This window comes from Elizabethkingia occulta, from assembly GCF_002023715.1.
GTDB classification, from domain to species: Bacteria; Bacteroidota; Bacteroidia; order Flavobacteriales; family Weeksellaceae; genus Elizabethkingia; species Elizabethkingia occulta.
In genome coordinates this window covers 57,234-81,399 of the sequence record NZ_MAHX01000008.1, presented here as the reverse complement: position 1 = coordinate 81,399, position 24,166 = coordinate 57,234, and the positions used below count along the sequence as shown (strand labels likewise).

Annotated in this window: 17 protein-coding genes; 4 read left to right on the top strand and 13 right to left on the bottom strand. The window is 36.8% G+C overall.

Annotation, left to right across the window (positions count from 1 at the left end; all coding sequences use genetic code 11):
* Nucleotides 1–70: 70 nt before the first annotated feature.
* The 4 genes from BAZ10_RS06310 to BAZ10_RS06295 all read right to left on the bottom strand — a co-directional run bounded on the left by BAZ10_RS06310 (nt 71) and on the right by BAZ10_RS06295 (nt 4,773).
* Nucleotides 71–730, bottom strand: a complete 660-nt coding sequence (locus tag BAZ10_RS06310) for a rhomboid family intramembrane serine protease (RefSeq protein ID WP_078771349.1) — start codon at nt 728–730, stop codon at nt 71–73.
* Nucleotide 731: 1 nt separating this feature from the next.
* Complete coding sequence (locus BAZ10_RS06305; protein WP_078771348.1) at nt 732–2,732, bottom strand: S9 family peptidase; 2,001 nt, start codon at nt 2,730–2,732, stop codon at nt 732–734.
* A gap of 161 nt (nt 2,733–2,893) precedes the next feature.
* A complete protein-coding gene (locus tag BAZ10_RS06300; RefSeq protein ID WP_059156400.1) occupies nt 2,894–3,673 on the bottom strand; it encodes a zinc ribbon domain-containing protein in 780 nt (259 codons plus the stop codon).
* Nucleotides 3,674–3,675: 2 nt separating this feature from the next.
* The gene (locus tag BAZ10_RS06295) at nt 3,676–4,773 is read right to left on the bottom strand and encodes a Nif3-like dinuclear metal center hexameric protein (RefSeq protein ID WP_078771347.1); all 1,098 of its coding nucleotides are present in this window, start codon (nt 4,771–4,773) and stop codon (nt 3,676–3,678) included.
* Between the two features lie 98 nt (nt 4,774–4,871).
* On the opposite strand from BAZ10_RS06295, the gene BAZ10_RS06290 reads away from it, so the two are divergent.
* Entirely contained in the window at nt 4,872–5,714 is an 843-nt protein-coding gene (locus tag BAZ10_RS06290; protein WP_078771346.1) for an ion transporter, read from the top strand.
* A gap of 47 nt (nt 5,715–5,761) precedes the next feature.
* On the opposite strand, the gene BAZ10_RS06285 is transcribed toward BAZ10_RS06290, so the two are convergent.
* Together BAZ10_RS06285 and BAZ10_RS06280 are read right to left on the bottom strand one after the other, a co-directional pair.
* Nucleotides 5,762–6,190, bottom strand: coding sequence for a DUF1801 domain-containing protein (locus tag BAZ10_RS06285; RefSeq protein ID WP_078771345.1), 429 nt, complete (start codon nt 6,188–6,190; stop codon nt 5,762–5,764).
* Nucleotides 6,191–6,399: 209 nt separating this feature from the next.
* A complete protein-coding gene (locus BAZ10_RS06280) occupies nt 6,400–7,323 on the bottom strand; it encodes an alpha/beta hydrolase (protein ID WP_078771344.1) in 924 nt (307 codons plus the stop codon).
* Nucleotides 7,324–7,611: 288 nt separating this feature from the next.
* Here BAZ10_RS06280 and BAZ10_RS06275 point away from each other — a divergent pair, with 288 nt between their 5' ends.
* On the top strand, nt 7,612–8,217 hold the full coding sequence (locus BAZ10_RS06275) for a hypothetical protein (protein WP_059156396.1): 606 nt from the start codon (nt 7,612–7,614) through the stop codon (nt 8,215–8,217).
* 46 nt (nt 8,218–8,263) lie between these two features.
* Here the strand turns inward: BAZ10_RS06275 and BAZ10_RS06270 are convergent, their stop codons facing one another.
* The 7 genes from BAZ10_RS06270 to BAZ10_RS06240 all read right to left on the bottom strand — a co-directional run bounded on the left by BAZ10_RS06270 (nt 8,264) and on the right by BAZ10_RS06240 (nt 20,942).
* Nucleotides 8,264–9,343, bottom strand: coding sequence for a peptidylprolyl isomerase (locus BAZ10_RS06270; RefSeq protein ID WP_034870359.1), 1,080 nt, complete (start codon nt 9,341–9,343; stop codon nt 8,264–8,266).
* 364 nt (nt 9,344–9,707) lie between these two features.
* Nucleotides 9,708–11,069 carry a DUF4403 family protein gene (locus BAZ10_RS06265; RefSeq protein WP_236709495.1) on the bottom strand — a complete coding sequence of 454 codons (1,362 nt, stop codon included), beginning with the start codon at nt 11,067–11,069 and terminating at the stop codon, nt 9,708–9,710.
* Between the two features lie 198 nt (nt 11,070–11,267).
* Nucleotides 11,268–13,610: a phosphocholine-specific phospholipase C gene (locus BAZ10_RS06260; RefSeq protein WP_078771343.1), complete on the bottom strand. Its 2,343-nt coding sequence runs from the start codon at nt 13,608–13,610 to the stop codon at nt 11,268–11,270.
* Between the two features lie 41 nt (nt 13,611–13,651).
* Complete coding sequence (locus tag BAZ10_RS06255) at nt 13,652–15,481, bottom strand: alkaline phosphatase (protein WP_078771342.1); 1,830 nt, start codon at nt 15,479–15,481, stop codon at nt 13,652–13,654.
* Nucleotides 15,482–15,552: 71 nt separating this feature from the next.
* Nucleotides 15,553–17,061 (bottom strand): RagB/SusD family nutrient uptake outer membrane protein, encoded by a 1,509-nt coding sequence (locus tag BAZ10_RS06250; protein WP_078771341.1) that lies wholly within the window; start codon nt 17,059–17,061, stop codon nt 15,553–15,555.
* A 17-nt stretch (nt 17,062–17,078) separates the two neighbouring features.
* A complete protein-coding gene (locus tag BAZ10_RS06245) occupies nt 17,079–19,976 on the bottom strand; it encodes a SusC/RagA family TonB-linked outer membrane protein (RefSeq protein ID WP_078771340.1) in 2,898 nt (965 codons plus the stop codon).
* Nucleotides 19,977–20,183: 207 nt separating this feature from the next.
* A complete protein-coding gene (locus BAZ10_RS06240; protein WP_034870355.1) occupies nt 20,184–20,942 on the bottom strand; it encodes a DeoR/GlpR family DNA-binding transcription regulator in 759 nt (252 codons plus the stop codon).
* Nucleotides 20,943–21,051: 109 nt separating this feature from the next.
* Here BAZ10_RS06240 and BAZ10_RS06235 point away from each other — a divergent pair, with 109 nt between their 5' ends.
* The gene (locus BAZ10_RS06235) at nt 21,052–22,653 is read left to right on the top strand and encodes a glycerol-3-phosphate dehydrogenase/oxidase (RefSeq protein ID WP_078771339.1); all 1,602 of its coding nucleotides are present in this window, start codon (nt 21,052–21,054) and stop codon (nt 22,651–22,653) included.
* A gap of 10 nt (nt 22,654–22,663) precedes the next feature.
* Nucleotides 22,664–24,160, top strand: a complete 1,497-nt coding sequence (glpK, locus tag BAZ10_RS06230) for a glycerol kinase GlpK (RefSeq protein ID WP_078771338.1) — start codon at nt 22,664–22,666, stop codon at nt 24,158–24,160.
* Nucleotides 24,161–24,166 lie beyond the last annotated feature (6 nt).

Sequence of the window (24,166 nt, the reverse complement as noted above, 5' to 3'; positions counted from 1 at the left end):
AAGCAAAATAATATTACAAATAACAAAAAATGCCCCGCTAATCGGGGCATTTTTTGCATAACATGACACTCTATCGAATGCCACCTTTATTAAATAATATTCTGAATGCCAGATACAGCAATGGTAAAGACATAATCAGGATTTGGAAGATATGCTCCAGTGTATTCATCGGGAAGCTTATAAAAGCATAAACCAATCCTACAACTGAACCACCTAAGTGTGCAGCATGTCCCAGATTGTCCCATTCTTTTGGATTAAGCATCATATAAACCGAATAACCGAAATACAAAGCTCCAAAGATATATCCGGGAATAGGAATTGGTATAAAGAAGAATCCTATGCCCAAATATGGATTCATGGCAATTGCCGCAAATAAAATACCTGAAACACCTCCACTTGCTCCGATAGCCGAATACATTGGATTATTCTTATAGATAAACATACTGAAAAGATTTCCGGCAATAATTGCCCCGAAATAAATCAGTACAAAGCCTACTTTTCCGAAATAATCAATTACAATTCCGCTAAAGAAATATAATGTAAGCATATTAAACAGCAGGTGCATAATATCGGCATGCAGAAATCCTGATGTCAACAAGCGTATATATTCTTTATTTCTCTGAATAGCTCCTACCTGAAACATATACTGAGAAAAAAATCCTCTGTCGTTAAAGCCTTTAAAACTTACTAATGCTGTTGCAGCAATAACAATGATAACTAATAAATCCATATTATAATGTTTCTTTCAACCATCCGAAGAACTCGCGCTGCCAAACAAGGGCATTATGCGGATGAAGTACCCAGTGGTTTTCATTAGGGAAATAAACCATTTTGGCTTTCAGCCCTTTTAATTTAGCAGCCTGAAAAGCTTCCTGCCCCTGCTCATAAGATACTCTGAAGTCTAAACCTCCCTGTACAATCATAATAGGTTTGTTCCATTTTCCTACATAATTACTTGGGTTGTATGTAGTGTATGCAGGTGCATCTGGTTTTTCCCAGTAAGAACCACCGATTTCATGATTGGCAAACCATAATTCTTCGGTAGTACCATACCATGACTTCATATCAAAAAGACCATCGTGGGCAATAAATGTTTTGAATCTGTTTTCGTGGATACCTGCCAGCATAAATACTGAGTAACCGCCATAACTTGCTCCTACAGCTCCCATTCTCTCTCCATCTACATACGGAAGTGTTTTCGCAAAATCAGCTGCTGCCAGATAATCTCTCATTGGCTGTCCTCCCCAATCTTTACTGATATCAGCATTCCATTTCACTCCCCAACCTGGCATACCACGTCTGTTCGGAGCAACGATGATATAATCATTAGCTGCCATAAGAGCCATATTCCAACGCTGACTGAAAGTCTGAGTAAGTGCAGATTGCGGACCTCCCTGGCAATACAGTAATGTTGCATATTTTTTATTCGGATCAAAATTCGGCGGATAGATAAACCATACTCCCATTTCTTTACCGTCTGACGTTTTCACCATTTTCAATTCGCTCTTACTTGGCGTAATTGCAGCATAGTTATCTTTATTAACGTCAGTGATCTGTGTAAATTCACCATTCTTTAAAGAAACATTAAACAAATCAGGACTGTGGTTAAAATCTGTTCTGGTTACCAGTAATCCATTTTTAGTTTCTGCAAAAATTCCACTAACATCGAATTTGTCATTTGTTACCTGCGCAATTTTAGCATTCTGAGGATTAACGCTGAATAGTTGTCTTACTCCTCTGTATGCTGCATTGAAGTAAATAGTTTTTGCATCTTTGGACCAATAGAAACCTCCGTCTACGCTATCATCCCAATTTTGGGTAAGATTAGTTTTCTTTTTGGTTTTCCATTCCATGATTACAATGTCATTCTTGTCTGCTTCATATCCATCTGCACGCATACTCTGCCATGTAAGATATTTACCATCCGGGCTGAATTTAGGGCTTACATCATACCCCATCATACCTTTTGTAAGATTTTCTGTCTGGCCACCGGCAAGATCATAAGCGAAGATATCTGTATTCGTACTCTGTGCGTATTCTGCACCGTACTTTTCTTTCGTTACATATAACAACTGGCTGCTATCCGGACTCCATACAAAATCTTCAGCACCACCAAAAGGCTGTTGCGGAGACATAAATTTCTTTCCTTCCAGAAGATCTTTTGCTTTTGCAGCTTCTTCGGAAGTGCTCACTACAAAAACATGGGACATCTTACCTTCATACCAGGTATCCCAGTGACGGTTATTAAGGTCTGTATAAATCTGAGCTGTAGACTTTGAAGTGTCTTTGTACTTATCTTTTCCAAGAATAGTCTCAACCTGAACTTCTTTGCTGAATGCTACTTTTTTTCCATCCGGAGATACCACAATATTATCTGCATTATCTCCTATTTTATAAAATTCTGCCCATGTATTTCCTTTATCTTTAGAAATATAGATTACTCCACCTTCTTTAGCATAAAGACCATTTTTATCCCATTGAATAATCGCTTTTTTCCCAAAGTCAATTTGCTTTGCAGAATTATTCAGAAGATCCAAGAAATAAGACTTTGCATTTGTTTTCTCAGTTTTCAGATCTGTTATGCCTACTTTATAAATCAGAGAAGACTGATCCGGCGCAACAGCCTGAACAGATAATTTGCCTAGTGTCCATAATTTTTCCGGAGTCATCACATTTTGCGCATTCATTAATAATGGTGCAGCCAGAGCAACTGCAGTATGCTTTAATTTCATGTACGGTTTATTTTAATTAGTTGATAAGTTGTTTGGTTACCTATATATTACAAGTTTAAGTTTTTACCTGTAAATTATATCACCTCCCATAAATCCTACGAAAATAAAAAAATCCATTCACTTTTAATGAATGGATTTATAAATATTTTATATCTAACTTCTTAGAAGTTGATAATAGTTTTCATTTTCTCTTGCTCTTCCATTACCAACTCGTCATCAACAAGGATTTTACCTGAGTACTCATCGATGATAATTCTCTTTCTCTGAGCGATTTCAAGTTGCTTTTGTGGTGGAATAGTGAAGTAAGAACCTTTAGCAGCACCTCTTTCGATACCTACTACTGCTAAACCGTTTGAAGAACTTGTTCTGATTCTGTTGTAAGAAGATAAAAGTCTGTCGTCAATTTTTTCAGAAAACTCTTTAGATTTCTCTAAAAGGTATTCTTCTTCTTTCTGAGTTTCAGATACTAAACCATCTAATTCATTTTTCTTGAAGTTAAGGTGGTTAGTTAGTTCATCGATTTTAGCATTTACTTCAGCTAAAACTTCATTTTTATGATCGATTTTAGCATTGAATTCTCTGATTTTTTTATCAGCTAACTGGATTTCCAGTTCCTGAAATTCAATCTCTTTACCAAGGGCCTCGAATTCTTTATTGTTTCTTACGTTATCTTGCTGAGATTTATATTTTTCAATTAAATTCTGAGCATGACTTCCAGCTTCCTTTTTAGCTTTGATCTGATCCTGAAGATCTTTGATCTCACTGCTAAATTTAGCTGCTCTTTTGTTAAGACCTTCGATTTCGATTTCCAAATCTTCTACTTCAATTGGTAATTCACCTCTTGTGTTACGGATTTCGTCAAGTCGGGAATCAATGATTTGCAGATCGTATAATGCGCGAAGTTTGTCTTCTACACTAATTTCTTGTGCTTTTTTAGCCATATCTATAAGAAATAATTTACGGGATTCGTTTTTATATTCGTCTTTAAGATTGCAAATTTAGTAAATTTTTCGGAGAAAAATTCATATAATTGTTCAACAACGAATTGCTCGGATTCAAAATGGCCTATATCTGCCAGTATAATCTTATTTTCAGCAAGAAAAAAATCGTGATATTTAAAATCTCCGGATAGGTATATATCGCATCCGGCACCTATTGCAGCTTTAATTCCTGAAGCTCCACTTCCTCCCAGTACTCCTACTCTTTTTATTTTTCTATTCGGAATTTTGGAATGACGTATTACATCCAGTCCAAATTTTTCTTTTACAAAGGTTAAAAAAGTAATGGCATCCGTTTCTTCTTTCAGCTCTCCATATTGTCCTAAGCCTTCGTACTGATTATCATTTTCCAGACTATAGATCTGGTAAGCTACCTCTTCGTAGGGGTGTGACGCTTTCATAGCTGCAAGAATCTTATTCTTTTTATAGGCTTCAAAAACAAATGATAGCTGTACTTCTTCTACATATTCTCTTTGCTCTACGCTGCCTATTTTCGGATTAGCTCCGTCTAAAGGGCGAAAACTTCCTTCTCCACTAAGCTTGAATCTACATTGATCATAGAATCCTATTTGTCCGGCTCCGGCATCAAAAATAGCTTGTTCCACTTTATCAGCATTATCTTTTGGGACATAAACGCTAAGATAAGAAAGCTGTTTTTGCTTTGGCATCAGGACTTTCGTATTTTCCAGACCCAATTCTTTACAGATTCTGTAATTAACTCCAAACAGATCATTATCCAAAGCTGTATGAATGGCATAGATGGCAATTTTATTTTCCAATGCCTTTATAACACTTCTTTCAACATAATTTCTTCCGGTTAAAGATTTTAACCCTGAAAAGATAATCGGATGAAAACAGATAATAAGATTGCAATTGGTTTCTATAGCTTCCTCTACAACCTCTTCCAGAGCATCATGGCATAATAATATTCCTGTAACTTCCCGATCCGGGTCTCCACATAATAATCCTACATTATCAAAATCTTCTGCCTGTTGTAAAGGCCACTGTTTTTCTGTAATCGAAATTATTTCTTTAACTTTCATCCGTTATTTAATAATATTTTTGTTATTCCTACTAAAGAAATGAGCGTTCATCTATTTCTTTCTGTAAGAACGACACGAAGATATTAATTTTGCTGCAGATGAGAAAAATAAGACTAAAGCCGGAATATGATTTGACTCCACAAGAGGGATGGCTGGAAAAGGTTTATAAAATCATATATCTATCAAATACTAAAGCCGGAAAAACTTTTGATATTATCCTGCTTATTGTTATTCTACTGAGTACCGTTTTGGTAATGTTGGAAACTGTTCCGACATTAAGCCTGAGAACAATCCGAAGTTTATATTGGATTGAATCTTTTGTAACCATACTCTTTACCATAGAATACATTCTCCGGATTGTCTGTATAAAGGATAAAAGAGAGTATATTTTCAGCTTTAACGGAATTATTGACTTTTTGTCTATTGCTCCGTTTTATCTCCATTTGTTTTATCCTGCCACCCATTATTTAATTGTTATCAGATTACTGAGACTTCTAAGGGTTTTCCGAATATTCAATCTTCTGGATTATATGAAAGACGGCCGTTATATTACCTCGGCTCTAAAGCATAGCTCCAGGAAAATATACATTTTCCTGTTATTCCTTTCCATTTTTATCGTTATTATCGGTTCCCTGATGTATGTAGTAGAAGGTGGCGTAAATGGCTTCACCAGTATACCTACCAGCATCTATTGGGCTGTTGTAACGGTTACTACGGTAGGCTATGGAGATATCTCACCTGTTACACCTGTAGGAAAATTCCTTTCTATTGTAGTAATGCTTTGTGGTTATAGCATTATCGCTGTTCCTACGGGAATTGTTACTTCTGAGTTTCGACAAAAAAGAGCGTTAAAAAATGATATGGCCTGTCAGCGATGCGGAAATTCTGAAAATGATTCGGATGCCCGCTATTGTAAGAAATGTGGTGAACGTCTGTCTTAACAAATTTAGACTTCTCCCTACTTACCAACGTAAATAGTTGAGTTGGTTTAAATTCCTAAGGTTTGGAGGTGTTTTACATCATGATAAAGCAGGGCTGCTTTTATACATTCTTTTAATTCTTCTATGGGAACTCTTTCATTGATTTGGAAGACAATGGCTCTTTTACCCTCATACTTAAACTGGTGTCCAAATACCATACGAAAAGTATCTACCAACCTGCTGCTACACTGAAAGTACATCGCATATTGCTCTGGAGATTTTTCTTTCCAGTCCATCCTAAGTGTACTTCCATTTTTAGTAACGAAACTCGGCTCACCCCATTTTAGTGTTTCTTCCAATGCGTCTACTCCATCAGTCTCTCCCGCAGTTTCAATCACCAGTCTCCTAAGAAACTGCATCTTTTCGCGGATTAATTCCGGATAGTTATTGAATTTATCGTTGACTTTCGGATCTGTCTTTAGCTTCAAATTTTTCATTTTCTATACGCGTAGGATAAGGTGTAAACTAATGTAATCTTTCTGTATCACTACAAAAGTAACAACAAAGAATGTAAAAAGAAAGCCGAAAGACAAAAAGCAACATCCTTTTCCAACCGTAATTACAGCATATAAAAATGACCGAAATCTCTTCCGGCCATTACTACTAATTATTCTGCACTTTTATTTATCGGATATAGCTACTGATACTAATCTATATGACTGATTATAAATGCAGAAATCTTTTCTACTGCATCTTTGGCTTCAATTAAAACAGAATCCATATGCATAAAACCGTGTATCATTTCTTCATAAACAACAACTTCAGTTTCTACTCCGGATGTTCTTAGACTTTCCGCCAATATTTTCCCATCATCATACAAAGGATCATGCCCTGCTAACAATATGAGCGTTGGAGGTGTATTTTTGAAATCTTTAATTAAAGCAGGAACTGCTAAAGGGTTTTGTTTATCTTCTTCTTTCTGTAAATACCATTCCCATGCCTGTACTCCGCCCTCTAATGAAAGAACCGGTCCGTTTGCGTAGGTCTTCCATGATTCTGTACTCAGCTTATTATCTCCCGCCGGGTATATCAAAACCTGAAATCTTAATATGTCTCCCAACTCACCAGCAATAGCAACAGACAATGCTCCGCCTGCACTATCTCCTACAATACCGATATTGTTCTTATCAATTTTTAATGTAGCGGCATTGTCATAAACCCAATTGGTTACATAAATACAGTCATCTAATCCAGCCGGGAAAGGATGCTCCGGTGCAAGTCTGTATTCCGGGAAAATAACAACTGATTTAGTAGCATTAGCCAATTTTCTCACAATGGCATCATGTGTTTCAAAACTCCCTGCTACAAACCAACCACCATGAGTATAAATAATAGCAGAAGAGTTTTTTGTTCCTGAATTTTCAGGGCGGTATACCCTGACCGGGATACTATGCCCTCCATTATCTATATTAAATTCTTCAATAACTCTTACCATTTCTTTTTTGGTACCGAACTGGGCAGCCATACTCTCATAGCTTTTGCGACTCATATCTAAAGTATCCTCGCCATTGAATACCTGTATATTCTGCATATGATCTGCAATTGCTTTTACTTGTGTTGTCAATTTCATTCTGATAATTTTATATACTGCAAGTCATTTTATACAGCACTTATTTTCTTATATCAAAGTTATAGCTACCACCTTGCCATTCCTAATACATTGCTTAATGTATGTTACTGACAATTTAGTAAGTATTGGATTAATTGGTCTAAAACGGATATCCTGTTTTAAACTTTCAGACTTATTCTTATTTTTTTCCGAAAATGAATTTTGCGGCATAGTTTATGTGTTGGGATAAAAGACATAGATACATAGTCATTCAGATATAAATTAAACCCTAAACAAACACTTTTTCACATGAAACTAAGATTACTATTTACGGCCGCACTACTCTATACATCTGTTAGTGTATGGGGGCAACAGCTAAAAGGCATGGATGTGAACATTTCCGAACAAAATTCTGCAATCTTATCTGTTGATCTTTATACAGATGATGCTGTAATTACAGTTGATTCCTATGGGCAGCTCCTAAGATACCAGCCTAACAGAAGAAACAATTTCCAGCAAAGAGATGATTTTGACCGCTCATCCAATGATAACATAAGATACAGGTACGGAAAATATCCGATAGAATATTATAGTGACAACGATATCTGGGGACGCAATAATATGATTAAAAATATCGGAAGAATAGGATTTGAATACTTCCACAAAAATGATATCTGGAACCGTGATCTTTTCTTCAAACAGATTGGAAATATAAATTTTGAATATTTTGATAATGATATCTGGGGAAGAAAAGGAAAATTAAAAAAAGTAGGCAATGTTACATTGGATTACTATTCTGACTGGGACAACAACAAACGTATGGTTGGACAGTTAAAATCTATACAGGGTGAAAATGACCTGATACAAATAAATGTAATTCCGCAGTACTACTATAGAAACGACGGAAGAAGATAAATATAAAAAAAGGAAGCTAATTGCTTCCTTTTTTATTTATCTGATGTTATGCTTTAGCTTTCACTAATTTAACTTCGAAGATTAACCATGCATTTGGTGGAATAACACCTCCTGCACCTCTTGCTCCGTAACCTAAATCTGGTGGAATAAGGAATGTAGCTTCTTCACCTTCTTTTAGTAAAAGAATACCTTCATCCCAACCTTTAATTACACGTCCAGTTCCCACAGGGAATTCGATAGGCTCGTTTCTTGAAATTGATGAATCGAAAACCTGTCCGCTAGTTAATTTACCTGTATAGTGAACAGAAACGGTATTTCCTGCAACTGGCTGAGCGCCATCTGTAGTTTTAGTAATCTTGTACATTAAACCACTAGCAGTAGTTGTCATTCCGCTCTTTAGCTCTTCCAATTTCTTTTTAGCTTCCTCTTCTTTCTTCTGAACGAATACTTTATTGTTTTCAGCAATTTTAGATTTTCCTTCATTGAAAAGTTTAGCTGCATCATAATGCTTATAGGCATCTCCCTTTGTAAAGATGGTTACTTTTTCTAATACGATGTCAGTTTTTGGTTTGTCCTGAGCACCTTTTTCTACATTAGCTACATCATCTATAACCTGCTCTCCTTTTACCACTTTACCAAAGATCGTATGTCTTCCATCTAGCCAAGGTGTTGCCACTTCAGTAATAAAGAACTGAGATCCGTTGGTATTAGGGCCTGAATTAGCCATGGAAAGAATACCTTTTCCGGTATGCTTAAGGTCGTTTTTCTCATCATCGAATTTATAACCAGGATCACCCATTCCTGTTCCTTTAGGGTCACCACCCTGAATCATAAAATCTTTGATTACTCTGTGGAAAATAGTACCGTTGTAGAAAGGTTCTCCTTTCTTTTTCGCCGAATTTTCTATTTTTCCTTCTGCTAATCCTACGAAGTTAGCAACTGTTACTGGTGATTCTTTATCGTTAAATTTAACAAGGATATCTCCTTTTGTTGTCTTCAAATTTCCATAAAGCCCTTCCGGCAATTGCTCATAAGCAGCTTTGTCTAAATTGATTTCTTTTAAATCCAAAGTTTTACAGTTTAATAAGGTTAATAATACTGTACACAAAAATACGACTTTCTTCATAAATGACCTGTATAGTATAAATTGAGTTTTTTAATTGCGCTAAAATAGGCATTTTTATAATGGATATACTGATATTTGTTTAAATATGCATCAATAATGACTTTAGGCAACATAACGAATAATTAAGACTAACTTTTACAGCCTGTTTAAATTTTGATTAAAAAAAGTATTAGGCTTCGACAAGCTCAGCCTGACACTCCTAAAAGGAAGATATATTGGACGAGCAATGTCACTCTGAGTTAAGTATATAGTGAGCTTGACGAACTATCGAAGAGTATTAACAATAAAATTTAAACAGGCTTAGAAGGATATGAAAATGACCGGATATTTCTTCCGGTCATTTTTGTATTTGTAGTTCTTCAGCTTAGAAACTAAGTCCTGAGATCATTAACTGAGCATTTGCTTTAGTATCGATAATAGCAGTTATACTACTATTCCCTACTACAAAATCAGATGGTCTGAAATCTATTACCTTACCTTTTATAAATAGTCCTTTATAATATTCTTTGTTCAGACTTTCCTCAATACTCTTACGAGAACTTTTCTCCATCTCCAGTGTAGGAATACCATATTCTTTTTCAATCATATTAACAATCTTTCCTTTGAAAAGGAATACAAGCGTTTTCTGAAAAATATTGCTTGTTTTCAGATTGAACTTGGTATCGGTGAACACAATTTTCTTTTTTACAGGATCATAAGTTGGTGTACCGGTAATAACGGAAGTACCATTGACCGTACCACTTGTTTCTGCCTCTATTACTACTTTCTCGTCCTTTCCGTATACTTTTATACTTTCAATCACAATTTTAGACTTCCCTTCTCTGAAGGTAAATTCTTTGTGCAGAAACTGTTGTTCCGCTAATCTTGTAGCTTCTGTAAACGGAATATTGGCCGTAGTCTGCAGCTTGAAAACATTATCTATTGCAGGTTTGGTGACAAAACCAGGCACTGTAGTTACACTTGCACCAGCAGCTGGCTGATTTCCTGTGAATGTTTCAGAATATAAATCTACACCCAGTGTTGCAGAAATTTGGTTAGCATACACTTTTAATGGTGTTGCAGAAAGGCTTTGCGGGCTAATCTTCAACCATGTATGATATTCTTCGGAGATATTGATAGGATTTACAAATTGGTTCCAGGCCATTACCAGATAAGGTTGCATATTCATTTTTTCCTTTACCTGCTTGTCTATTACTCCGGTAAATTTCTGCTGTTGCTTTGTCAGTGTGCTTTCTATAAGTGATGATATAGGAATTTTTACTTTACCATAATCCAATACAGGCTTTTCTTTCCACACAAAACCAGCTGTCGTAGTCGCTGTATTCAGTGTCCAGTTATTATTAAAACTGATATTGGAGATAAAATTCATCACCACACTAAAATTTGTCGACTGATAAGCATAATAACCTAAGGTACCATAACCCTTTTCCGCCCATATTTTCAGAGGTACAGAGATCATAATGCGGTTATTGGTTAGTCCCTGTATAACAATGTTTCCGTTCTTCTCAACTCTTGTTTTAAACTGGTCATTGTTGTTATCCGTATAGGATTTATCCTCATAAATTACACCATTAATAGACTGGTTAATTAATCTGTTGATTTCTGCCATCGGAATAACTACCGGAATAGAAATCCCTGACTTTATTTTTGGAAAGTTATATTCAACAGTATCCTGAGCAAAGCTATATGCCGATACCAATACGAATAAAAGTATTTTCTTCATCATAAAAAAATTGTACGAACAAATATAAACAAGTTTCAAATTTGAAACCTGAAGTTTAAAATAAAAAACATGCCAAAAGAGCAAAAATGGTCAGAAAGAATATCTGACCATTTTTTTATTTTTCATTAACCCAAAAGAAAACCTCATAGGTCTTCGAGACTTATGAGGTTTAAGGGCAATCAATAAACCCATATATTTTCCCTAAGCCCAGTGCGGATCTGTAGAGGAAACTTTACCGGTCTCTGCTCTACCTGCAAAAATCCAGTTATTATTTCCGGTAGAGACTTTCAGATCGTACCAGCCTCCTATTTTAGAAGACGGAATTAATACTTTAGGTGTCTTTGACGGATCTATCTTCTGAGTCTGCTTAGTATAAGCATTTTCTAATACAATCTCTTTTACAGAAGCTGAAGTAAATATTACCTCAACATCACCATTGCTATTTTGGGTAAGTTTCACTTCCACTTCCGGAGCCGAATTTCCTTCAAAATTCCGGTAAAAACCATTTGGTCCGAAAACGTCCCAGTCATAACCATTTTCCGTAGATAAAGCATGATTGAAATTCTGTTTTTTAAACATCGTATATGGGAATAAAAAGTCTTTATCCTCATTTAATTTTTTACGGTTATACACCATTACAGGTGTTGCTTTCTCGGTATGGTTGTGCATATCAATACCTTTGTTGTTAAAATTAACTTCAAAATGATATGGCAATGGATTAGAAGGTTTTAGCCCTTTTTCCTGCTTCGGGAAATACTTAGATTGTGCATTTTGTTCAGCATCGCTCAATGCTACAAAATTATTTGGAACCGGTTTTTCTTTTGCAGCATTTATACTTTCCACAAAAACTTTTTCCTGCAAGAAATCCAGTTTAAGATTTTTACTTTTTTCCTGATTGAAAGCCGAAGTAAGGTCTCCACATACTTCTCTTCTCCAGTCACTTATATTCTCTACATGGAGATTTTTATTTTTCTTTTTGTTCAGGAAATGTTCCAAAAACTGCAAAACAGATGTATGATCAGATACTTCAGAATTTACATAACCTCCCATTGTCCATGGAGAAGCAACAACCATCGGAACTCTGTATCCCAATCCTACAGGACCTTCCATTTTTTCTGAACTATATAATTTTTCAGTTGAAAAATACTTTTGTTTAAAATCTACATATTCAGCACCTGCTTCTCCATGAATATCAGGCTGCTGTTGCGGATTATTAGGCGGTAAAAACGGAACAACATGATCGAAATAACCATCGTTCTCATCATAGTTCAGAATGAAAATAGTCTTCTTCCATACCTCAGGATTTTTCGTAAGAATATTCATGACTTCTGATATAAACCATGCTCCGTACCACTGAGAAGACGGGTGATCCGAGAATCGCTCCGGTGCCACCAACCATGACACAGCCGGAAGTTTGCCTTCATTTACATCTTTTCTGAACTGAAACAGAACATCTCCTTTTGGCAGATACATCTTTTCACCGTTTACAGGATCTATCTCTTCAAGACTCCAGAAATCAGGATCTCCTGAATTAATGGTAAATGCTTTGTTATGAATATTTTTTTCTTTTTGAGAAAGCTTATCCCAATTTTTAGGATCAAAATTTTTCAGATCTTCCTCGTAATAACGAAGTTCTTTTTCTAAGCGTTCTTTATTATCAGGTTTTTTACTCAACTTATCTTTAAGCTCAGTAATTTTCTTCTGTACAAATTCATGGTGCTTAGGCGAGAATTTTACATTGAACTGAGAAAACCATTCTATTGGGTTATCTGTAAAGTTGGATAAGTAAGCCTCCTGCTCACCTCCCATACCTTTGGAAAGACTGATTTCATTCTGATATATTCTCCACGAAATATCATTCTCTTCCAACATCTCCGGGAAAGTTTTCCAGTGTACATTTCTGCTGTAATCTACAGTATCATTAACCACATGTGCCTGTACATCACCACTCTTTTCAGATCTGATTGTTCCTGTCCAATGGAAAAGTCTGTTAGGCGTAGTCCCGGTAAGGGAAGAACAAAAATACTGATCGAAAACTGTAAAGGCATCGGCTAACTGGTAATAGAACGGAAGGTCATTCCGGTTATAAAAACCTAATGTAAGTGGCAGATCCTGATATTCTTTTACTCCGGATCTTTTTGCCAATAACCACTGATCATACTTCCCTTTATTAAGAGCATTCTGCTGATTTGTCCATGAATGAGGCAGAGAACTCATCCAGGTAGCTCTGGTATTTTTAATATCTAAGTTAAATGGTGCGTAGGTTTTTCCAGCTTTATCTTTCTGGAAAAAAACACTTTTCCCATCAGGCTTACGGAAGGCATATTTATCCATAAAACCTCTTACTCCTCGTAATGTTCCGAAGCAATGATCGAATGATCTGTTCTCTTGCATAAGGATTACCACATGCTCTGCATCGTAAAATGTAGATCCCTTTGCAGGCTTAATATTCATTGCTTTTAAAATCGACGGATGTATAACTGTAGAAACCCCAAGGCCTCCCAGTACCATCCCCGATTTTTTCAGAAAATCTCTTCTGTCCATGTTTATTTAGTTTTATTGCCTAAAATTAATGAATAAACTACTTATTTCCGAATTCCGTAAGCAGCTAAAATTTTGTTGAAAATTTCCGTATTCTCAAACAAACCTGTAAACTCCTTAGAATTAGGACCGTAAGCAAACACACTGGAAGGAATGGAAGTATGATCGTTTGTACTAAAGTTTCCGAATACCCAGCCATCTTTCAGGCTGCCATCCAACAATGTTAAGCCTCCCGTTTCATGATCTCCTAAAACAACAACAAGTGTCTCTTTATTTTCATCCGCAAATTTCATTGCTTTTCCTACAACATGATCGAAATCCAGTAACTCAGTCACCAATTGCTCCAGATTGTTACTATGCCCGCCACCATCGGTCTGGGAAGCTTCTACCATCATAAAGAAGCCATTTTTATTCGTTTTCAGATCGTTTAAGGTAAGATCAAAAGCATCTGCAAGCCAGTTACCTCTTCCGTTGGTTATTCTTTGTGAAGCCAAAGGATCAATAACCAAAGTACGGTTGTTGGTATTCTTTACTGATTTCAAATCCTTATACAAATCGATTTTAGCCTCTTTTATTTTTTTAAGGTTATCTTCTGTAAGTCCACTTGTCGGACCGCCAATAAGTATTTTGGTTTTAGAGCTTACGAAACCTTTCAGAATAGGTTCGGAGCTATTTCTGTTGTCAGAATGCGCATAGAAATCTGCCGGTGTAGCATCGGTAACGTCTCCGGTAGAAATTAAACCTGAAGACATTCCTTTTACAGCAATGATGTCCGGGATTTGTGCTAAAGCTTTACCTTCATCATCAACACCTACAAATGTATTCTTAGTTTTTACACCTGTAGCAAAAGCAGTAGACCCTGGTGCTGAATCGGTAATATAAGCGTTGGAAGAATTGGTTTTGGATAATCCCGTCGCTTTCATATTAAATACATTTAGTTTCCCTTTATTTGCTGTAAATGCAGCATAATATTGTGGTAATGAAGTACCATCCGGAATAAGAAGAATTACATTCTTCACTTTTTTATTTATGCCGTCTGTTTCATAAGTAGGCTTATAAACACTGTACTCCTTCTGATTTTTATAAAAATTCTTCGGAATGGTATTCATAAACTTCTTAAGGTCAGGAATATGATCTGTATTGATGTAATCTACTCCTAGGTCCATAAAATTAACCCATGCATTCGGAAAATCCGGAGCTCCGTAAAAACGCATTGGCTTTTGCTGCTTATGTGCTTTTTCTACAGCATTTTTTACTCGTGCAGTTTCCTCATCTCTCGGAATACCTTTCCCATTCCATTTTACCAGTCCCTGCAAATCTGCACTGAACATTCCTATTCTTTTCAGCTCTTCTGCGCTATAATTTTTATCAAGATCACCATCGAAAAGCAAATAAGCAGGATAATTTTTAAATTCCTGTGGCTGTGGTCTTCCTCCTGTAATAACAATTTTAATTCCCTGATTATTCGTAATCTCAGGATATTTCTGTAATGTACTAACTAATGCATCCAGTGTCGTTTTATAATCCTGTTTAACATCAATAAGCAATTGTAGTTTTTTATTTGTATCAGGATAAATATGTCCCTTATTCAGTTTAATCTGCCTGGATATATTATCGAGATAAAGGCTCTCCAACGTCCGTTCAGGTGATAATTCTTTCTCGGTATGGGCAACCCACAATTTACCTTTTACCAGAAAAACATCTGCTTCTATAGAACCAAAATTAGCGTAATAAGCCTGCCAGAAAGGAACTTCCTGCATATAGTCATTATGCGAATGTGCATTTCCTACATTATAATTTAGATAATTCTGTGCCTGAGTGTTCGCAAATACTGCCAGAGCCAGTATTGCCCATATTTTTTTTGCTTGTTTCATAGTACTATTAAAAAAACTATATCATTGCAGGAATTCCTGCAATGATATAGTATATGTGTTATATTAAAAAATTACCAGCCTTCATTTTGCTTAATTACTCCGTGACTGTTTACAATTTCGACTTGTGGAACGGCCCATACATTGTGTACTGCAGGATTGAAGTTTCTTGAAGCCCATACTTCCTTATCATCTGCACCATGTAAAGGTTTAGCATAAGTATCTTTAGCATCACCCCAACGTACCAGATCTCTATGTCTGTCTGCCCATTCACCTGCCAACTCACAACGTCTTTCATGTTTCAGATCTGCCATTGTACATCCACTTTTCGGTGCCAAACCAGCACGCTTTCTGATCATATTAATTTCCTGATCGGCATTTTGCCCCATCATTAACATTGCTTCTGCTTTTATAAGAATTACTTCTGCATAACGCATAATTGGCACTGCCAGGTCTGTACACGGATAATCTCCATTTGCACTTACGTGGCCGCTATTCAAAGGATATTTGAAAGCATCCATATATTTATTGAACTGATATCCTGTAAGTGAGTTAGAAGAAGCATAACTTCTTTCTTTCCCGTTGAATGTAAACTTATCTCCTGATTTCAGAATCGTTACATCTCTTCTTTTGTCTCCTGCTTCATACTCTGTAAAAAGCTCTTTGGTTGGTTGGAAATACCCCCAGCCATTGTATTCTCCCCAGCCTTTGTTTTCAAGCATTACTCCCGGAAGAATACTTCCAATAGCGTTGAATTTTGGTGTACTTGGTATCGACCATATATATTCAGAACTGTAATTATTCTCAGCTTTGAAAACGTCAGCATAGTTATTCAGCAGGTTTCTGTTTCCTTTAGTCATTACTTCATTTGCCCAATATGCCGCATTTTTCCAGTCTTTCATAAAAAGATATACTTTGGCCATAAGAGCCCATGCAGCAGCTTTATGAGGTCTTCCGAAATCTTTAGCAGCAAGTTCTTCCTGAGCTGGTAGTAATTCTGCTGCCTTTTTCAGATCGTTTATAATGTAATTGTAGTTTTCCGTTACGTTAGCTGCTCTCGGAATCGGATTCGGATCCGGTTCTTTTGTACGGTCTATAATTGGAACTCCTGCTTTTTCATTACCATAACTGTATGCCAATTCGAAATACATTCTGCTACTCATGAATAAAGCTTCACCCAGGTATTTGTTTTTTACAGCCGTTGCAGCCTGAATATTGTCTACATTACGGATAACACGATTAGCAATACCAATAACTGTATATCTTTTATTCCACTGGGTTTCCAAATCTCCTGCTGCGATATAATTACTGCTAAAGTTCTTGGCATTATCAGCCTCACTTTTTGCTCTTCCTGTTACCATATCATCGCTGGCATTGATAAACCAGAAAAATCCTCTGCCATAAAACTCGCTGTCATACAAAGGCTTGTACATCGCATTTGCTCCTGTTACAAGGTCGTTTTCTGTTTTCCAGAAACTCGCTTCTGTTGGAGTTCCTTCCGGCTGAACATCCAGCTCGCTTGTACATGAAAGCAATGCTACAGATATTCCCGATACTAAAACTATTTTATTGAAAAATTTCATCTTTTTACTTTTTAAAATTATAACCCGATTTCTACACCGAAAATAAATGAACGAGCCTGCGGATATCTTCCTGTGTCTACACCATATGAACTCATTCCCACTTCAGGATCAAAACCTTTATACTTAGTAATGGTAAACAGATTATTAGCCGTCATATAAATTCTTAATCTGTTTATATTGATTTTGCTGTAAATCTCTTTAGGTAATGAATAACCTATTGTAAGGTTTTTCAGTCTCAGATAAGATCCGTCTTCTACATAAAAGTCTGATACTTTGGAGTAGTTTCCGGAAGGGTCACCCTGTACAAGTTTTGGAATATTGGTATTTGTATTTTCCGGAGTCCATGCATTCAGAATATCTCTGTCCATGTTATAATTCTGTCCTGTTCCGCCCGGGTTTAATGAAATAAATTTCAGACCGTTGAATATTTTATTCCCGTATACTCCCTGGAAGAATACATTCAGGTCAAAGTTTTTCCAGGTCATATTATAAGACAATCCATAAGAGAATTTAGGATATGGATTCCCAAGGTTTACAAAATCATTGTTGCTAAGGGTTCCGGTATTTCCTTCTTTTTTCAGAAACTTAATATCACCCGGCTTTGCATTAGGCTGGATAAGAGCACCATTAGCATCTTTATAATTATTAATTTCTTCCTGTGAACGGAAAATACCATCTGTCTTATATCCGTAATAAGAATAAAGTGACTCTCCTACTCGTATACGCGTAGGCTTCAATACTCCTCTTACAGCATTATCATTAATAAAGATTTCGTTTACATCTGCCAGTTGTTTAACTGTATTTTTTAGCTGACTGAAAGTAGCACCTATCGAGTAACTGAAATCTCCGGTATTTTTGCTGTTGTAATTAATTCCTAATTCGTAACCTTTATCCTGGAATAATCCGGCATTGATATACTGATTCGTATAAGTTGCTGTACTTGGAAGGCTTACATTAAAAATCTGATCCTTGGAGTTTTTAATGAAATAATCGAACTGTAAGGAAAGGCTGTTGTTCAGGAATGAAGCGTCCAATCCGAAATTGGTTTGTTCAGATTTTCCCCATTTTAAGTTTGGATTAGGACGTGTTGTAGCATAGTAAGCAATGTTCTGGGAAGGATCCTGTCCGAAAATAATATTATTATCTCTTATCATTAACGGATTTACTGCCTGTGAAGAAATCCCGCCAAGGTTACCCAGAATACCATAACTTCCTCTAAGTTTAAGATTGGAAAGCCATTCGATATCCTGCATAAAGTTTTCCTTAGACATTACCCATGCACCTGAAAGTGCATAATAATTGGCAAATCTGTTTTGTTTGGCAACTAATGAAGACCCATCTCTTCTTCCTAATAAACTGATGATATATTTACCAGCATAATCGTAGTTAATCCTTGCCAGATAAGAAACTAAAGCCTGCTGATATCTATAACTGGACAGATCTTTGTTGTTATCCGCTGTATTCTGAAGATAACGGAAAACTTCTGCTTCACTTCTGAAATCATAAGCTCTGGCCATGAAACCTTCATCAATTGTCTTCTGGAAAGTAAAACCAGCTAAGAAATCGAAATTATGTTTACCCACAGAAAATTTATAGGTAAGAAGCTGCTCTGCAAGAGAGGTAGAAGAGTTATTAGACTGATATTCTAAATTATTGGTATCAAATATCTTCCCTATTTCCAGTACTCTGGATGTAAAGTTTTTAATCGTTCCGATTCTGAACGTCTGAGAGAAGTTGGATCTGAACTTTAAATTTTTAGCTAAAGTAACTTCTGCATAAGGATTGATTAAAATTTCGTGTGTAGGATTTTTTATACTAATCCTTTTAAGGTAAGCTACCGGATTAATCATATCCCCGTAACCTCCGGCAACATCAATCGGTAAACCGGAAAATGCTCCTGTAGGTGTATATACCGGAACATTCGGTGGGTAATACATCGCTGCTACTACTGCACCTGTATAACCATTCTTAGTGTCTGCTGTATTTCCGTCGGAGTAATTATAGTACATGTTCTCCCCGATAGTTAACCAGTCTTTTACTTTATGTTCAGAATTTACTCTGAAGTTGTATCTTTTTGCCTGTGTATTTAGTAAGATACCTTCCAGGTTTCTGTGATTCATTCCCACAAAAAATCTGGACTTATCGTTTCCTCCACTTAGATTAACGTTGTACTCCTGGATTGTTCCGGTACGGAAAATTTCTTTCATCCAGTCTGTTCTCGTTACTCTACCGTCAGGATATTTCTCTGCATTGAAAGCTAAAGGCAAGCTGTTAAGTTTACCGGCATTTTCATAAGCCTTATACATTACATCCTGAAACTCCGCTGCATTTAAAGATTCTTTTAGTCTCCAAGCCTGGTTTACACCAAACTTAACATCAAAATCTACGGTAATATTACCTTTTTTACCTTTCTTGGTTGTAATAAGAATAACACCACCTGAAGATCTGGCTCCGTAGATTGCTGCAGAAGCATCTTTAAGTACGGATATATCCTGAATATCGTTAGGGTTAATAGCTGGTGTACCATTAAATACAACACCATCTACAACGTAAAGAGGAGTCTCTCCGTTAATCCCCCCTAAACCACGAATATTAACCTTTGGCGAACCATTGGGATCTCCCCCTTCATTTACCACTGTTACTCCCGGTGCTTTACCCTGAAGTACTTCACCTACACCGGACAAAGATCTGGAAGTAAGCTTATCCAATGATGCCTCTGAAACAGCACCCGATACTTTACTCTTTTTCTGTGTTCCGTATCCCACAACGACAACCTCGTCTATGGACTTCTCTTTTAAACTGTCTTTCTTTTGGGCAAACAATATTGGTGAGGCCGATATTGCTCCAATTAATAGCCACCGGCTTGTAAAATAAGCCACCGAGACAGGGATTTTAAATACTTTCATGGCATCCATTTTAATTCTGAATGCAAAATTAGAACAGTACGACCCCGTGTTACATTAAGGTTTTCTTATGTTTTTATTAAGAAACATTAACTATTATCAATGGAAAAAGTTAATGTATAAATATTAATTATTTATTTATCAGGAAGATAGCAGTAAATTAATCATTACACCTGTATTCGGGGCATAATTAAGATTAATTTTATTTTAAATTTAATCTTAATCAGAAATAATCACTGTAACACCCATATCTTCAAGGCGTTCTTTGGTTTCAAGGTCAATTCCTTTATCTGTAATAATGGTATCTACCCTATCCAGATCTGCTATTTTGCCGAAACCTTTTTTATTGATTTTAGACGAATCTGCCAGGACAATAACTTTCTCCGCACATTCTATCATAGCCTGATTCAGATGAGCTTCGGCTGCACTGGAGCAGCTAATACCAAATTCCAGATCAATTCCGTCAACGCCTAAAAAGAGCTTGTGACAGGAAAATTGCTTTAGCACTGATTCCGAAATAGCCCCGACAATAGAAGTAGAACTTTTTCTTACCTCCCCGCCCAGCTGAATAATATTGATATTCGGCATCATACATAGCTCTAACGCTACGCGCAAAGAAGAAGTAAGAACTGTAAGCTTCTGAAAACTTCCCATTGTGCGAGCCAAATAATGTATAGTTGTTCCGGAAGCTAATATAACAGAATCATTTTCATCAATAATATTTGCCGCTTTTCTGGCTATAGCCTGCTTGATCTCTACGTTGATATTTTCTTTTTCATTTACGTTTTTCTCATAGGCAAAACGCGACTGCTTACTAGCTCCACCATGGGTTCTGTGCAATAACCCCAAACCTTCCAGATAGCTCAGATCCTTTCGGATTGTTACGGACGAAACATTATATTTTTCACAAAGATCTTGTACCAGTACATATTCTTTCTTCTCCAGTTCCTTAAGAATGTTATTGTGGCGGGCTATCATTACTACAGCATTTTAAATTTAACCAAAAATATAAAAAAAAATTTCAACTAAATGTTTTTGGTTTCGAAAAATTTCATATTTTTACAAAAAGCAAATAAAACGAAATAAAATGAAACGAAAAGAAGAGCTTACAAAAGTTTCACAAGATCAGGAATGGGACTTTATAATTATCGGAGGTGGTGCCAGCGGACTAGGATCTGCTCTGGATGCTACAACGAGAGGTTTCAGAACCTTATTACTGGAATCCCATGATTTTGCCAAAGCTACTTCGAGCCGGAGTACCAAACTTGTGCATGGTGGTGTAAGATACCTGGCACAGGGAAACATAGACCTTGTGAAGGAAGCCCTGTATGAAAGAGGACTTCTGGCGAAAAATGCTGCTCACCTTGTTAAAAATCAGTCTTTTATTATTCCGAATTATAACTGGTGGGGCGGTATATATTATAAAATAGGATTGTCTGTTTATGATTTTCTGGCGGGAAAACTTAGCCTGGGTAAAACCAGATATATCAATAAAGCACAAACTGTAGAAAAACTTCCGACCATAGAACAAAAAGGTCTTGCCAGCGGGGTTGTATATCAGGATGGGCAGTTTGACGATTCCCGTCTTGCCATTAACCTTGCCCAGACTATTGTAGAAAAAGGTGGTACTGTAATCAATTATACAAAGGTTGTAGATCTTTTGAAAAACGAAAGCAATAAAATTACAGGAGTAATAGTTGAAGATCAGTTTACTAAAGAACGTTACGAAATAAAAGCGAAAGCTGTAGTTAATGCAACAGGAGTTTTCACCAACGATATCCTGAACATGAGTAATCCTAAACACGGAAAATTCGTTGTTCCTAGCCAGGGAATCCATTTCGTATTAGATAAATCATTCCTGAAGAGTAATGATGCTATTATGATCCCTAAAACATCTGACGGACGTGTCCTTTTCGTTGTTCCATGGCATGAGAGAGCCTTAATCGGTACTACTGATACATTAGTGGATGAGCCAAGTTTCGAACCGAAAGCTCTGGAATCCGAAATTGATTTCGTTTTGAAAACTGCACGACAATATCTGTCTAAAAAGCCAACTAAAGAAGATGTACTTTCTGTATTTGCAGGCTTACGTCCTCTAGCAGCACCAAAAGACGGAGGCAAAAGCACCAAAGAAGTATCCCGAAGTCATAAAGTTATTGTAGCCGAAACTGGTCTTGTAACCATTACCGGCGGAAAATGGACTACCTACCGACAAATGGCAGAAGATACCATAGATAAAGCAATAGAAGTTCATAACCTGAAAAAAGTTCCTTCTAAAACTAAAGATCTTTCTATCCACGGAAATATCCCGGCAAAGGATGTTGACAGAAGTAATCACTTGTATATTTATGGTTCGGATATTCCGGCTATAAAAGCATTGCAACAGGAAAAACCTGAATATGCAGAGAGAATACATCCGAACAATGAATTTACAGTTGCCGAAGTTGTATGGGCAATCCGAAATGAAATGGCCGAAACCATAGAGGATGTGCTGGCCAGAAGAGTCCGTCTTCTTTTCTTAGATGCCAGAGCAGCCATAGATTCAGCGCGAAAAGTAGCAGAAATTTTTGCTCAGGAACTCGGCTGGGATGCTGAAAAAGTAGAAAACGAAACTGAAAGTTTCATTTCACTCGCTAAAGAATATCTTCTTGTACCCTATAACACCAACGAAATGAAAAACTCTAAATAAGTACACTATGATGAACGAAAAACTAATTTTAGCACTAGACCAAGGAACAACCTCATCACGGGCAATCCTTTTTAACAAAAGCGGAGAAATAAAATTCGTATCGCAAAAAAACTTTGAACAGATATTCCCTACTCCGGGATGGGTAGAACACGACCCAAACGAAATCTGGTCTTCTCAGATTTCTGTAGCTGCAGAAGTTATAGCTAAAGCCGGAATATCAGGACTGGAAGTTGCTGCTATCGGTATTACTAATCAAAGAGAGACAACTGTAGTATGGGACAGACATACCAGTGAACCTATTTATAATGCTATTGTATGGCAGGACAGAAGAACATCCAGATATTGCGACGAATTAAAATCCCAGGGACACACTGATGAGATTAAACAAAAAACAGGACTTGTTCTGGATGCTTACTTTTCTGCCACAAAGCTAAAATGGATACTGGATAATGTAGAAGGTGCAAGAGAAAAAGCAGAAGCCGGAGATCTTTGTTTCGGAACTGTTGATACCTGGCTAACATGGAAACTGACAAGAGGAAAAATGTTTATCACAGATGTATCCAATGCCAGCAGAACCATGATGTTTAATATCCGTACCATGGACTGGGACGATGATTTATTAAAATTATTCAATATTCCCCGTGCAATACTTCCTGAAGTAAAACAAAGCAGTGAAATATATGGTGAAACCTCTACCACCCTTTTCTCGACTAAAATTCCGATTGCAGGTATCGCCGGAGATCAGCAGGCTGCATTATTCGGACAAATGTGTACAAAGCCGGGAATGGTGAAAAATACATATGGTACCGGATGTTTTCTTTTGATGAATACAGGTAATGAAGCTGTATATTCTAAAAACAATCTGCTAACTACAGTGGCATGGAAAATTAACGGAGAAGTTAGTTATGCACTGGAAGGCAGTGTATTTGTAGGAGGTGCTGCAATACAGTGGCTAAGAGACGGATTAAAGATTATCAATGATTCATCTGAAGTCAATACACTTGCAGAAACTGTAGAAGATAATGGCGGTGTATATTTCGTACCGGCTCTTACCGGACTTGGTGCCCCTTACTGGGATCAGTATGCTCGCGGAACTATTGTTGGTATAACACGTGGCACAACAGATGGTCATATTGCCAGAGCTACCTTAGAAGGAATCGCTTTTCAGGTTTACGATATTGTAAAAGCTATGGAAGCAGATGCCGGAACCCAAAGTACAGAACTTCGTGTAGACGGAGGAGCATCTGCCAGCAATATGTTAATGCAAATCCAATCAGACCTTTTCGGGTTCAAAATTATTCGTCCAAAAACTTTAGAAACTACAGCACTTGGAGCAGCTTATCTGGCTGGCCTGGCAGTAGGCTTCTGGGAAAGTATAGATGAGATCCAGTCTCAATGGATTATAGAAAAAGAGTTTACACCTAAGGAAGACAAAAGCAAAATCGACAATATGGTCAGCTTCTGGCACAAAGCTGTAAAACGTTCTCAGGCCTGGATAGAAGAATAATTAATA